This is a genomic window from Streptomyces olivochromogenes, from assembly GCF_001514115.1.
Lineage (GTDB): Bacteria > Actinomycetota > Actinomycetes > Streptomycetales > Streptomycetaceae > Streptomyces > Streptomyces olivochromogenes.
Genome location: NZ_KQ948466.1, coordinates 166,190 through 178,770 on the forward strand (window position 1 = coordinate 166,190; position 12,581 = coordinate 178,770).

Here is a 12,581-nt window from a genome sequence, read left to right on the forward strand (position 1 = left end):
CGGGCGATCAGCTCCGGGTGACCGGGACGAGCGGGTCGTACAGGGCCGAGAGGGTCTCGAGGGCGTCCCGAAGCCCGGGCGGGCGGAGCATCCCCCGCACCGGGCGGCCCGCCCAGCCCGGCCCGCCGAGCAGCACGGCCGGGTGACTGCGGGCCCCCTTGACTCCCCACCGGGTCTCCGCGACATGCCGGGCCAACGGCAGGTCGGCCGTCGAACGCGTCTGGGCCCACAGCAGTACGGCCTTCGGGCCCAGCCGTCGTACCGCGGCGGTCAGCGCCTCCGTCGGAACCGCCGCGCCGAACATCCGGGTCGGCAGGCCGAGTTCGACGAGCCCCGCGTGCAACGCCTCCAGCGCCAGGCTGTGCTGTTCGCCCGGGACGCACGCCAGCACCACCGGCCCGGCGGCGGCCGGGGTTCCCACGGGCGCGACCGGCTCGGTGGCGCGGTGCAGGGCACGTGAGATGTGCCAGGACAGCAGGTGTTCCACCTCCACATAACGGTCGCCGGAGGACTCCCACTTGCGTCCGACCGCGTGCAGGGTCGGCACCATCACCTCGTCCCAGGCGAGGACCACGCCGTAGCGCGCCACGAGCGAGGCCAGCTGGTCGCCGACGGTCGGTGCGTCGAGGCGGACCGCGGCGCGCGCGAGACCCCTGCACTCCTGGCGGACGTCACCGAGCGGCAGCGCGCCGGCCGCCTGTGAACGGTGCCCGCCGGGCCGGTCGTCTCCCCCGGGCAGCTCCGGGCCGGGCTGATTGCGCCCGACGCCCTCCTGGGCGGTCCTGGCCGCCTCGGCGGGCGGTACCCCGGCCGACGTCAGCCGGCACATCTCCTCGAGCATCGCCACGTCCTGCGGCGTCCAGCGGCGGTGCCGCCCGTCCGAACGCGCCGCGGGCCCCACTCCGTACCTCCGGTCCCAGGAACGCAGGGTCGTGGGCGACACCCCGAGGCGGCGGGCCAGGGACCCCGTCGTGACGCCCGCTTCGACGGGCCGCGCGGCCGCCTCCCGCCGCTGTGCCGGTTGGATCTCGCCCATGCGGCGACTATACGACGCACAAACGATGCGAGTTGTCCGTCATGTGCCTCGGTTCACACGATGGGGATCACCGGGCGCGTCGCGGGAAGCGCACGGTGACCGGGAGCCCGCCCGAACCGAGGAGCCGTGGCCATGACCGTGGATTCCATCACCGAGCAGTGCGTCGACGGGCGGCGGGAGGCGCTCTCCGACACGGACCTGGTCCAGGGCCTCGTGGCTGGCGACGAGGAGTGCCTGACCGCCGCCTACCACCGCTGGGGAACGCTGGTGCACACACTGGCCGGACGTTCGCTGGGCGGCGACACCCGGGAGGCCGAGGACGTCACCCAGCAGGTGTTCCTGGCCGTCTGGCAGGGCCGGCAGGGTTACCGCCCCGAGCGCGGCGCCTTCGTGGGCTGGCTCGTCGGCATCACCCGCCGCAAGATCGCCGACGCGCTCTCCGCGCGGACCCGCCGTACCGATCTGGTCGCCGCCGCCGGAGCCCTCCTCGGCCCGGTCGACGACACCCGGGCTCGTCCGGAGACCGTGCTCGACCGCGTCCTCCTGCGCGGCGAGCTCGCCAGACTTCCCGCGCCCCAGCGCAGGGTGCTGCACCTCGCGTTCTACGAGGACCTGACCCAGCCCCAGATCGCCCAGCGCACCGGCTGGCCCCTGGGCACCGTCAAGAGCCACTCCCGGCGCGGACTGCGCCAGCTGCGCCACTGCCTGCGCGCGCAGGCCGTCGGCTGAACACCTGATTCCGCCACCGCGAGCCGATCCGCCGGCAGCCGCAGGGCCTGGTCGGGGCGGACCGCGATCACGACGGATTCGTTCCCGGACCTTCGGTCCCGCCCGCGTAGCGCGCCAGTTCCCACGGGTCGTGCGCGCTGAAGACCTCCACCTCGTCGCCGTGCAGCCGCACCAGTTCCCGCAGACGGGCATGGTTGCCGAGGCGCAGCGGCCGGTCCACCTCGGCGATCTGCTGGAGGAGGTCCAGGCCGGGGTGTCCCCGAGGATGGTCGGGGTCGATCTCGTGGTGGAAGTAGTACGCGTCCCCGCAGTGCAGCAGCCGGCGACCGCCGTCGGCGACGGCGATCGCACTGTGGCCGCGGGTGTGGCCGCCGAGCGGGACCAGTGCGATCTCGGCGTCCAGGCCCTCCAGCGGGCGCACGGCGTCGAATCCGAACCACGCCTCGCCGTGCGGCTGCGCGTACGTCACCCAGCGCGGCCGGTGCGCCCACTGGGCGGGGCGGTAGCGGACGCGGTCCTCGGGGTGAGCCCCGGGGGCAGCCATCGCCGCGCGGTGTTCGGCCTCGCTCAGATGGACCTTGGCCCAGGGGAAGTCGGGCAGTCCCCCGGCATGGTCGAGGTCGAGGTGGCTGAGGACGATGTGCCGGACGTCCCCAGGGCGGAAGCCGAGCGCGGTGACCTGGTGCAGCGCGGTCTCCGCGAGGTCGAGGACGGGCTGGGCCCGGCCGAGGAAGTCCGGGCCGAGGCTCTCCTCGGGCCGCGCCACGTCCTGCGTACCGATGCCGCTCTCGACGAGGACGAGCCCGTCCCGGTCGGTCTCCACGAGAAGACAGTGGCAGACCGCGGGAAGGCTCCCCTCCTCGGTGTCGATGGTCCGCATGGAGCCGCAGTTCAGGTGATGGATCTTCACCGTGAGTCCCTTCGATGGGTCATACCTAACGAACGATCGTCAGCTAATTGCGAACGGTCGTTAGGTTAAAGTGACCGTATGAGCCCCCGCAAGTCCGTTGCCGAAACCGCCGCCACGCGGAGCCGGATCATCGACAGCGCCCTGACGCTGGCCTCCACGGACGGCCTCGAAGGCCTCACCATCGGCCGTCTGGCAACCGATCTGGAGATGAGCAAGGCCGGTGTGATCGGCCACTTCGGCAGCAAGGAAGCGCTCCAACTCGCCGTTCTGGCCGCGGCCGTCGAGAGGTTCCGGCTACGCGTACCGGCCCGGGCCGTCGGCGCCAGACCCGGCACCGAGCGGCTGACGCGCGCCTTCGACGAGTGGATCGACTACATGACGGAGGTCGAGGGGCACGGCGGCTGCTTCCTCACCTCGGTGGCGAGCGAGTTCGACGGCCGGCCCGGCCCGGTCCGCGACGCGGTGCTCGACGCGCTCGCCTCCTGGTCGGCGTATGTCACCGCGGAGTTGAGCACAGCCATCGAGGCCCGTGAACTGCCCCCGCGCACCGATGTGGAACAGCTCGCCTTCGAGCTCAACGGCGTGGCCCTGGCGGCCAATCAGTCCATCCAGCTCCATCGCGACCCACAGGCACCCACGCGGGCCCGCCGCGCCGTCGCCCGCCTCCTCATCGCCCCCTGAGGATGGATCCCGCCCCGGCGGAGCCAAAAGCCACCTCTACACATAAAGAAGAAATAAGAGCACAATGAAAACAAGCGGCGCCAACCGCATACCGCGCCAGAAGCGGTCAGGCCTGCAGAGAACGAAGGAGACGACTCATGGCCAACGTCTCGCACCCCAGAAGTGACATCACGACCCACCCCGATGCATCCGAAATGCGGGAGCGGTATGACCGCGTGCTCGGTGGCCGCGATGTGGCGCTCGTCGACGGACCGGTGTTCCTGCTCGGTCTGTACTGCGCCGTGTCCCCCTGGATACTCCACTACACGACGAGCCAGCCTGCCCTGGCGACGCACAACCTCATCATGGGCATCGCCATAGGCCTGCTGGCCCTCGGATTCACCAGGGCCCCCGAACGGATGTACGGCCTGAGCTGGGCCATCTGTGCGATGGGCGCGTGGTTGATCATCTCACCGTGGGTGGTCGGAACCAGCCCGGACACCGGCGTCGTGCTCAACAGCATCATCATCGGCGCGTTGGCCGTGGTGCTCGGGGCGCTGTGCGCGGTCTCGACGACGAGGAACACTCCTCGGGCGTAGGCCCGACGGACACCCTCCGGAGCGCTCCCGACGGACACTCCCGGGAACAGCGCCGGAGCCGCATACCTGGGCTCAGCCCAGCGAGTCGATGCCCGAGCTGAGCCCAGGCACCACGAAAGGAAACGAACAACCCCACAGGCCGGCCCGCCCACGCGGACCGGCCTCCCTCACGCCCGGCCGTACATCCCGAAGAGCCGCCCGTCTCTAGATACCCGCGCCGAGCGACCAGCTCGGGGTGCTGCCCGCGAGGCGGCAGGTGAGGAAGTACAGCGGTATCGGCGGCGTGTACGGAGAGTCACCCTCGGGTCGGTGGATCAGACGGGGGCGCGCGGACCGTGAGCGCAGCAGGGCCCGTGTCCAGGACGGGTCGGCCAGCCGGGCGCCCACCGCGTAGCTGATGGAGGACGGCCAGGTGACGCCTATGTGGGAGCCGGAGGGGACGATCCACCACCACCGCTCGTCGTCGGCGAAGACACAACCGACACGGGGCAGACAGTCCATGATCCGCTCCCCGTGTTCCGGGGAGGTGCCCACGGCGTCGTATCCCAGACCGGCGGACAACTCGGCGGGTATCGCCAGTCGTGCCGGGGACTCGTGCGGCGGCGCGGTGGGGAGGTACATGCGCAGGCCGAGGACGGCGGGATACGGGCGCGGTTCGACGGTGGCGGTGCGATCGCGGCCGTCGGGGGCCGGGAGGCGGTCTCGGCCGTCGAGGGCGGAAAGGTGGTCGCCCGGGTGTCCGGCGGGCTGGTGATCGCGCAGGTCAGGAATGTGCTGTCGTTCCATCAGATAAAGATCCTTCGGCCGAGTGGGGGATGGGCCGGGCCATGGTCACGGTCGCCGGCGAGCCGGTCGACACGGTGTCTCCTCCCTTCGACGGCAGTACGGCCCAGACGATGCGTCCGGAGCCGTCGGCGGTGTCTGTGACGCCCCAGGCGCTGCTCAGGGCGCCGACCAGCAGGAGCCCACGTCCACCCTGGTCGTCGGGCCCCGGCCGGCGCTGGGCCGGAAGGCTCCAGCCGCGGTGCTGGTCCTCGACCTCGATGTGGAGCCGCTCCTCGGCGATGTGGATTCTGCACCCGATCCACTCGCTCGCCGTGTGCGTCAGCGCGTTGGTGACGAGCTCGGACGTCACCAGGATCGCGTTGTCGCGGGTCTCGGGGTCGACGCCCCGGTCGATGAGCCACTCACGGACGTCTCTTCGGGCCACACCCACCGAGGCGGGGGCCGCGGGCAGGGCGAACACACCTGCCCGATGGGGATACTCGTCCCCTGGTAGTAAGCCCAAAGGCTGGGGGAGGGAGGGCGGGGTCATCGCCGTTCGCCTTTCGTCTGCCTTCGCACCACAAGCGGTGCCAATGCCGTCCCCCATGGCCTCGCACTGCCGCGAGACGCACACAACTCGCCGCGCAAGGCTCCATGTTGCGGCCCCGTCTCCCCCAACTGGGCCGCACAACCACTCCCTTCACCGGGTCAGGGACGATAGGACCACTGTGGCAGCTGCCAACAACACCTCGCAACCGACAAGTTGAAAATTGCAATGTGCCAGGTGCATGCTTCCCCCGTCGACGGATGATCGTGACAGACTGCGACCTCGAAGCCCGCTGTAAGGGGGTAAGGCGTGTCCACGGAGACCGACTGGGGCGGCGCCCCCTCCGTCCTGCGCATGATTCTCGGCAAGCAGCTGGAGGAGCTGCGCACCCAGGCCGGGCTGACATACGAGCAGGCGGGCGAGGCGATCGGCGTCAGCCACTCCACCATCCGCCGGATGGAAGCCGCAAAGGTGGCCCGGCTCCGGCTCACCGACGCCGAGAAGCTCCTCCAGACGTACGGCGTGACGGACCAGCAGGAGATCGACACCTTCCTGAAGTCGGTCCGCGAGGCCAACAAGCGCGGCTGGTGGCACACGTACCGTGATGTCCTGCCGGACTGGTTCGCGGCGTATCTGAGCCTGGAGCAGGCGGCCCTCCAGATCCGCGCGTACGAGGCGGAGTTCGTGCACGGACTGCTGCAGACGGAGGCGTACGCCCGGGCCCTGCTCGGCGCGGGCAATCCGCACGCCTCGACCGAGGCGACCGAGCGCCGGGTCGCGCTGCGCATGCGCCGTCAGGAGCTGCTGTCCCGGCCCGCTCCGCCGCGCGTCTGGGTGGTGATGGACGAGACCGTGCTGAGGTGGCCGGTCGGCGGACCCGAGGTGATGCGCGCGCAGATCGATCATCTGATCGCGGTCAACGCGCTCCCCCATGTGACCCTGCAGATCATGCCGTTCAGAAACGGCCCGCATCCGGCCATGCGGGCCGGCGCGTTCCATCTCTTCCGGTTCAGGGCACCTGAGTTGCCGGACATCGTCTATCTGAGCGGTCTGGTGGGCGCCGTCTACCTCGACAAGGACGACGACGTCGTGGTGTACCGCGAGGCCCTGGACCGGCTGGGCGCACAGTCGGCGCCCGCCAGGAAGACCGAGGAACTTCTCGCTGCGATTCGCAAGGAGCTATGAGTGCACCACCACATACGCAACGGTATGCCGTCCCGGGAACTGGGCACGCAGGGCTGGTCCAAGCCGTGGAGCGACGACGCGGGCGGCGCCTGCGTCGAGGCGAAGAAACTGGGCGACGGGCGCATCGCGCTGCGTCAGTCCACCGATCCCGAAGGGCCCGCCCTGGTTTTCACGCCCCGTGAGATGACGAGCTTTCTTGCGGGCGTCAAGGCGGGGGAGGCCGACTTCCTCCTCTGACAACCTTGTCTGATTCCTATGCCCTGTTCTTTCCCCACTGTTTCCTCGACAAAGTTCTCTTTCCCCCACGAACAGCAGCTGTGCACCGACGACTTGATGGGAGGGGCGGCGTTGCCCGACAACGGATGGCCTGCCGACCGTATCGACACCGAGAGCGCACACTCCGCGCGCATCTACGACTACATCCTGGGCGGTAAGGACTACTACCCCGCCGACAAGGAGGCGGGCGACGCGATGGCGCGGGAGTGGCCCGCCCTGCCGATCCACATGAAGGCCAACCGCGACTGGATGAACCGCGCGGTGGCCTATCTGGCCAAGGAGGCGGGGATACGCCAGTTCCTCGACATCGGCACCGGCATCCCCACCTCCCCCAACCTCCATGAGATCGCCCAGTCGGTGGCCCCCGACTCCCGGGTCGTCTACGTGGACAACGACCCCATCGTCCTCACCCTGTCGCAGGGATTACTGTCGAGCACCCCCGAGGGCAAGACCGCGTACGTCGAGGCGGACATGCTCGACCCGGCGACGATCCTGGGCGCGGCGGAACTGCGCGACACCCTCGACCTCACCGAGCCGGTCGCCCTCACGGTGATCGCGATCGTCCACTTCGTCCTGGACGAGGACGACGCGGTCGGCATCGTCCGACGCCTCCTGGAGCCCCTTCCCTCGGGCAGCTACCTGGCGATGTCCATCGGCACCGCCGAGTTCGCACCCGATGAGGTGGGCCGCGTCGCCCGCGAGTACGCGGCCCGCAACATGCCGATGCGGCTGCGCACCCACGCGGAGGCCGAGGAGTTCTTCGAGGGCCTCGAACTCGTCGAGCCCGGCGTCGTCCAGGTCCACAAGTGGCACCCGGACGGCACGGAGCCGGACATCCGCGACGAGGACATCGCGATGTACGGGGTGGTGGCCCGCAAGCCGTAGCCCGTCCGCTGCACACCACCCGTGCCGCCGGCCCCACGCGAAAGGGGCCCGGCGGCACGGGCGTTCTCGTCGGGCGAGTGCCAGGTCCTGTCCGGCGGTTCACGGCGGAGAAGCGGGGGTTGGCACGGCCACCTGTGCCGATGAGGCACCGTCTCTTCCCTCCGGCCTGATCCCGCCGGACAGGCTCTAGGCGTCCGCCGTGGAGTCCAGCAGGGCCGCGCACTCGGCCGCGAGGGCCGCCATGCCGTACGTCCCGGCCACGCGCAGCGCCTCCCGCAGCAGTCCGGAGGCGTGGGCGGCGGCGCCGGGGCGGTCGGACCTGCGCAGCGCGCGGGCCTGGGCCAGCCGGAGGCGGGCCAGCTGGGGCTGGGAGGAGCGGACCGGTTCGGTCGCGGTGCGGAAGTGGGCGAGGGCGGTGTCCGGCTCTCCGGCGGCCAGGGCCAGCAGTCCGCGGGCCCGAGCGGTCGGTCCGATCAGCACGGTGGGCCAGCCCGCGAGGGCGATCTGCTCGCCGTCGTGGGCGGCGAGCCGCTCCCGCAGTACCGGCAGGACCTGGCGCAGCTCGGCCTCGAATCCGCCCCGGGCGTCGAGCGCGGCGCTCACCTCGGCGAGCAGCACCAGCGTGGGCACCGCCCATCCGGAGGGCGGGAACCGGCTGAAGTCGGCGGTGTCGTGGGCGAATCCGACGAGCCGGTCCGCCCCTTCGGCGTACTGACCCGTCTCGCACAGCGCGAGCGCGAGCCCGGCCCGCCAGACGGGGAAGTACCCGTGCCGTTCGACGGTGTCGGCCAGACCGGAGGCGAACAGGTCCGCCATCCGGCCCTGTTCGCGCAGCAGCCAGTAGGCCTGGCCGAGGCGGGTCTGGTGCAGGTTGTCGGCGGGGACGGCCAGATCGGCGGGTAATCGCTCGACGAACGTCAGCGCGTCGCCGAAGATCCAGCCCGCGGCCTTGTCGAACCGGCCGTGCCACAGGTCGAGCAGGGCGTCCAGGGTGTGCTGCTGCCAGGTGGTCAGCACGCCGCGGGTGTCCGCGGCGTGTTTGCGGTACTGGTTCGCCGTGGCCAGCGCGCTGTACACCTTGCCGGCCCGCAGCTGGTCGAGGGCGACGGCCATGAGCGCCTCGCCGCGGAAGTAGGCCGAGCCGTGCCGGGCCGCGGCGTCCCGCAGGCGTTCGGAGAGCGTCAGGGACTCGGCGGTGGACATGAAGTCGTACAGTCCCCACCGGCATTCGGTGAGCACCTCGCAGGCCACCTCGTCGTCCTTGCCGTCCACGGACAGCCTGCGCAGCGTACTGCGCGCCAGCCGTGCGCCCTGCTCGGGGCCCGCCTGGCCGGCGGCGGTGTCCTGGCTGACCGCCATGGACAGCTTCTTCGCCAGGTGCGCGTTGAGCCTGAGGCGCAGTCCGGCGGCCTCGACGCTCTCGTCGTCGCCCAGCGCGGCCAGGCTCTCCCTGATCAGCTGGAGCAGTTCGTGGTCGACCTGCCCGGGGTCCGACCAGCGGCGGGCCATCCTGATGACGGCCTCCGCCCGGGCCGGGGGATCCCCCTCGGCGCTCGCGTACGCCGCCCGGTAGAGCCGGTCCGCCTCGCGCATGTCCCCGGCGGTGTGGCTGAGGTCGCCGCGCCGCAGCAACCGGTCGAACTCGTCCCGGTGCCGGGCGGCGGCCGAACCTCCCCTGCCCGCGCCGGACTTGACCAGTTTGGCCGCCCGCTCTCCCGGGCCCGGGCCGATCGTCTTCGAGATCCGCTCGGTGGACGGATCGGGAACGAGGGCGAGCAGCGCGCCCTTCGCTTCCAGCCGTTCGTCGCACAGCTGCGCGAGCTCATGCGTGACACGTCGCTGGCCCGTCTCGATCCTGCTCAGAAAGCTGCGGCTGCAGTGCACCTCTTCGGCCAGTTCGCTCAGTGACTTGCCGGCCGTCGTCCGACGTCGGCGCAACTCTGCGCCGAACGCGTTCTCTTCGATCGCCACCCTCCCAACGGCCCGCTCCCCGCCCTGTGTTGCCAGAAAGCGTTGGCAACAGCCGACCGCTCCACGTTGCCGCGGAAACCCACCACTCTGTCTGTGAGCGAGCTTACAGCGAGCAAGGGTGCGAGCACCGGCGGACAGGAGCACTGGTCATGGGATCGGACGAAGCCAAGGTGGTGGCGGCCGTCGACTTCGGCACCCACGGCACCGGCTTCGCCTGGACGGTGCGCACGCCGCTCAACGACGATCCGCTGACCAGGCGGATCCAGTTCTTCACCCGGTTCCCCGGTCGGCAGCCGGACAGCCCGAAGAACCTGACCGCGATCCTGGTGACGGACGACGGGGACACGGTCGCCTGGGGCCACGAGGCGCGCGCTCGGTGGGTCGAGGCCCTGGCGAAGGGCGAAGCCGAAGGGCTCGGCTACGCCTACGCCTTCAAGACGGCGCTGAAGAGCGGCGGTTCGATGGCGGACCTGCCGATCACGGGCGGCTTCGTCGACCGCGCCGACCGCGGTCTGATACGGGAACTGGTCACCGCCTACCTCAAGGAGATCCGCGAACTCGCGACCGCGGAGATCAAGAGGATGACGTACACGGAACGAGAGGTCCGCTGGTGCATCACCGTCCCCGCGATCTGGGACGACGAGGACAAGGCGGTGCTGCGGCGGCTGGCCGTGGACGCGGGGTTCCCCGGTGATCCGGAGCGGCTGCTGCTGGCCATCGAGCCGGAGGCGGCGGCCCTGTACTGCCATCTGCGGATGCCCGACGCCGGCTCGGGTCCGCACCGGCGGGCCCGGCTGCCCCTGCACCTCGACGGCTTCCGGTCCGTGGTCGTCGACTGCGGCGGCGGCACGGTCGACATCACGGCGTACGAGTCGCACGGCGACGCCGGTCCGTCCATCGCGCTGCGCGAGATCGGCATCGCCACCGGTGGGTGGCTGGGCTCGGAACACGTCAACCAGGCCTTCCTCGACAAGACGCTGGGCGACCGCTTCGGTCCGGCGGCCTTGAAGCGGATCGAACGGGATCACCCCGGCGAGCTGCTCGAGCTGTCCGAGCAGTGGGAGCGGGCCAAGGCGACGGTGGAACTGGACCGGGAGGCGGATGCGGTCGCCGCTGTGCTGGACCCGGTGCGGATCGAGGTTCCGGTCACCGTGTGGGACCTCCTGGACGAGCAGGTGCGGGTACGGCTGACCCACGACGCGGCCGGCCTGCCGCGGCAGATCGTCCTGCCTCCCGAGGAGGTGGAGGGGCTGCTCGACGAGAGGGTGGACGGCATCCTGGACAAGGTCGCGGAGCAGCTCGCGGCCATCGGCCGGACCAGCGCCGCGAGCGCGGAGCCGGAGACCCTGGTCCTGGTCGGCGGATTCGCCCGCTCCCCGTGGCTGCGCGAGCGGATGCGGGCCCGGTTCGGCGAGCGGCACCGCATCCTCGTCCCGCCGGACCCGGCCCTCGCGGTCCTGGAGGGCGCCGTCCACTTCGCCTACCGGCCGGACGTGTTCGTCTCCCGGCAGGCCAAGTACACCTACGGCTTCGAGACGGCCAAGCCCTTCGAGGAGGGGGTCGACTCCACGATGCGCATGTACCGCGACGACGAGGGCGACCTCCTGTGCGTCGGCCGCTTCGGTGTCGCGGTCCAACGCATGGACAGCGTGCGGGTGAACGACGCCCACCCCTTCCGGATCGTGCCGGTCCGCGAGGACCAGGACGAGCTCGACGTACGCCTGTACCGCTCCGCGAAGGCCGATCCCCGGTACGTCGACGAGGACGGGTCCGAGGAGATCGGCCGACTGACCGTCGACCTGTCCGGCACCGTCGGCAGACCGCTCCGGGAGCGTCCGATCATGCTGCTGTTCTACTTCGGCGCCACCGAACTTCGGGTCGAGGTGTTCGACCCCGCCACCGGAGAGACCAGCCAGGTCTCCGTCGACTTCGACCGCGTATAGCCATGGCCTACCGCCCCGAAGGAGGAGACGTGTTGTTCAACCGCGACAAGGGCAAGCGGCCGCAGGAAGTGAGCATCAGGCTGGACGGCTTGGACACCCTGGAGTCGCGGATCCGGAAGCTGGAGGCCGCCGCGGACGACCAGCGGGCCGCGCTCGCCGCGCTCGACCCGCTGGGTGACCGGCTGATCGAGTTGAGGATGCGCCAGGAACGCGCGGAGGAACGGGCCCGGACGCTGGAGACGGCCGTCGCGGACACCCGCCGCGTGCTCGACGAGCAGAGCGAGGTACTGGACCTGGTGCGGGTCACCCAGGTGGCGGAACGGGACGACCTCACCCGTGAGGACTTTCTCGTCCACTACGAACTCGCCCAGCGGTTGCGGGCGTTGTACACCCAGCGGATGCCCGACCTGATCCAGCCGCGGCTGACGGCGGAGCGGCCCCGTGATGTCGTACGGCGCCAGGCGCAGTTGATCAGCCGGCTGTGCGTGGTGCTGTTCGGCCCCGACGAGCAGGGTGGGCTCGGCGAGCCCGACCTCGCCGAGCTGGCCCGCATCGCCACCGACGCCGGCGTGGTGGGGCTCGACGCGCGCCACCAGCGGCTGTTGGAGCGGGTCGGCACGGAAGCCGCCCATCTGTTCCGGGCCATGACCGGCAGTGGCCATGCCGGCCACTTCGACTTCGCGGTGGAGCCCGGCACCCCGGTGGATTCGGAGGAACACGCCCTCTGGCCCTCGTGCGAGGCCGGGCGACCGGTCGCCTTCGTGGTGTGTCCGGGATACCGGGCGGCAGGCCGCCGGTTGCTGGAGACCTTCGTCTACACCGAGGCCACGGGCTGACGCCGGGGGTTTCGATCGATGTGCTGTCCGGCCTTCGGGTCCGGGTCGGACAGAAGGATTTCGGTCCGGGGCGCGCGGGGGGCGCTCCGGCCCGGAAGGCCACAGGGCCCGCGGGGGGACCGGGTTGGGGGACCCGGGGGAAGGGGAGCGGAGTCGCCGCATCGGCTCCGCTCCCCTTCCGATGCGCGCGTCCCTGCCGCCGATAATCGCTGGGCGGGAGCGCGTCCGGTCGTTCACAC

The 12,581-nt window shown here is 71.0% G+C and carries 13 protein-coding genes; 8 read left to right on the forward strand and 5 right to left on the reverse strand.

Features of this window, described 5'->3' with window-relative positions; translation table 11 throughout:
* Positions 1 to 7: 7 nt before the first annotated feature.
* Complete coding sequence (locus tag AQJ27_RS35095) at positions 8 to 1,036, reverse strand: MerR family transcriptional regulator (protein ID WP_067377623.1); 1,029 nt, start codon at positions 1,034 to 1,036, stop codon at positions 8 to 10.
* Positions 1,037 to 1,168: 132 nt separating this feature from the next.
* On the opposite strand from AQJ27_RS35095, the gene AQJ27_RS35100 reads away from it, so the two are divergent.
* Positions 1,169 to 1,765 carry a sigma-70 family RNA polymerase sigma factor gene (locus AQJ27_RS35100; RefSeq protein ID WP_067377625.1) on the forward strand — a complete coding sequence of 199 codons (597 nt, stop codon included), beginning with the start codon at positions 1,169 to 1,171 and terminating at the stop codon, positions 1,763 to 1,765.
* A gap of 67 nt (positions 1,766 to 1,832) precedes the next feature.
* Here the strand turns inward: AQJ27_RS35100 and AQJ27_RS35105 are convergent, their stop codons facing one another.
* Complete coding sequence (locus AQJ27_RS35105; protein WP_067377628.1) at positions 1,833 to 2,675, reverse strand: MBL fold metallo-hydrolase; 843 nt, start codon at positions 2,673 to 2,675, stop codon at positions 1,833 to 1,835.
* Positions 2,676 to 2,753: 78 nt separating this feature from the next.
* Between AQJ27_RS35105 and AQJ27_RS35110 the strand changes: the two genes are divergently transcribed.
* A complete protein-coding gene (locus tag AQJ27_RS35110) occupies positions 2,754 to 3,356 on the forward strand; it encodes a TetR/AcrR family transcriptional regulator (RefSeq protein WP_067377630.1) in 603 nt (200 codons plus the stop codon).
* A gap of 137 nt (positions 3,357 to 3,493) precedes the next feature.
* A complete protein-coding gene (locus AQJ27_RS35115) occupies positions 3,494 to 3,934 on the forward strand; it encodes an SPW repeat protein (protein ID WP_067377632.1) in 441 nt (146 codons plus the stop codon).
* Positions 3,935 to 4,138: 204 nt separating this feature from the next.
* On the opposite strand, the gene AQJ27_RS35120 is transcribed toward AQJ27_RS35115, so the two are convergent.
* On the reverse strand, positions 4,139 to 4,720 hold the full coding sequence (locus AQJ27_RS35120; RefSeq protein ID WP_341866115.1) for a hypothetical protein: 582 nt from the start codon (positions 4,718 to 4,720) through the stop codon (positions 4,139 to 4,141).
* A complete protein-coding gene (locus AQJ27_RS35125) occupies positions 4,698 to 5,180 on the reverse strand; it encodes an ATP-binding protein (protein ID WP_067377635.1) in 483 nt (160 codons plus the stop codon). The genes AQJ27_RS35120 and AQJ27_RS35125 overlap by 23 nt, the downstream gene beginning before the upstream one ends.
* 375 nt (positions 5,181 to 5,555) lie before the next feature.
* Between AQJ27_RS35125 and AQJ27_RS35130 the strand changes: the two genes are divergently transcribed.
* The 3 genes from AQJ27_RS35130 to AQJ27_RS35140 all read left to right on the forward strand — a co-directional run bounded on the left by AQJ27_RS35130 (position 5,556) and on the right by AQJ27_RS35140 (position 7,592).
* Entirely contained in the window at positions 5,556 to 6,431 is an 876-nt protein-coding gene (locus AQJ27_RS35130) for a helix-turn-helix domain-containing protein (RefSeq protein WP_067377638.1), read from the forward strand.
* Positions 6,432 to 6,455: 24 nt separating this feature from the next.
* A complete protein-coding gene (locus AQJ27_RS35135) occupies positions 6,456 to 6,668 on the forward strand; it encodes a DUF397 domain-containing protein (RefSeq protein ID WP_054233852.1) in 213 nt (70 codons plus the stop codon).
* 111 nt (positions 6,669 to 6,779) lie between these two features.
* Entirely contained in the window at positions 6,780 to 7,592 is an 813-nt protein-coding gene (locus AQJ27_RS35140; protein ID WP_067377642.1) for an SAM-dependent methyltransferase, read from the forward strand.
* A gap of 186 nt (positions 7,593 to 7,778) precedes the next feature.
* Here AQJ27_RS35140 and AQJ27_RS35145 read toward each other — a convergent pair whose 3' ends face one another.
* Complete coding sequence (locus AQJ27_RS35145) at positions 7,779 to 9,563, reverse strand: helix-turn-helix domain-containing protein (protein WP_067377645.1); 1,785 nt, start codon at positions 9,561 to 9,563, stop codon at positions 7,779 to 7,781.
* 149 nt (positions 9,564 to 9,712) lie between these two features.
* Here AQJ27_RS35145 and AQJ27_RS35150 point away from each other — a divergent pair, with 149 nt between their 5' ends.
* Together AQJ27_RS35150 and AQJ27_RS35155 are read left to right on the forward strand one after the other, a co-directional pair.
* Complete coding sequence (locus AQJ27_RS35150; RefSeq protein WP_067377647.1) at positions 9,713 to 11,506, forward strand: Hsp70 family protein; 1,794 nt, start codon at positions 9,713 to 9,715, stop codon at positions 11,504 to 11,506.
* 29 nt (positions 11,507 to 11,535) lie between these two features.
* Complete coding sequence (locus AQJ27_RS35155) at positions 11,536 to 12,342, forward strand: hypothetical protein (protein WP_067377651.1); 807 nt, start codon at positions 11,536 to 11,538, stop codon at positions 12,340 to 12,342.
* The last annotated feature ends 239 nt before the right edge of the window (positions 12,343 to 12,581 follow it).

Excerpts from the sequence above, each read along its gene's own strand:
- AQJ27_RS35095 (WP_067377623.1), bottom strand. The coding sequence starts at position 1,036 with ATGGGCGAGATCCAACCGGCACAGCGGCGGGAGGCGGCCGCGCGGCCC.
- AQJ27_RS35100 (WP_067377625.1), top strand. The coding sequence starts at position 1,169 with ATGACCGTGGATTCCATCACCGAGCAGTGCGTCGACGGGCGGCGGGAG.
- AQJ27_RS35110 (WP_067377630.1), top strand. The coding sequence starts at position 2,754 with ATGAGCCCCCGCAAGTCCGTTGCCGAAACCGCCGCCACGCGGAGCCGG.
- AQJ27_RS35115 (WP_067377632.1), top strand. The coding sequence starts at position 3,494 with ATGGCCAACGTCTCGCACCCCAGAAGTGACATCACGACCCACCCCGAT.
- AQJ27_RS35120 (WP_341866115.1), bottom strand. The coding sequence starts at position 4,720 with ATGGAACGACAGCACATTCCTGACCTGCGCGATCACCAGCCCGCCGGA.
- AQJ27_RS35135 (WP_054233852.1), top strand. The coding sequence starts at position 6,456 with ATGCCGTCCCGGGAACTGGGCACGCAGGGCTGGTCCAAGCCGTGGAGC.
- AQJ27_RS35150 (WP_067377647.1), top strand. The coding sequence starts at position 9,713 with ATGGGATCGGACGAAGCCAAGGTGGTGGCGGCCGTCGACTTCGGCACC.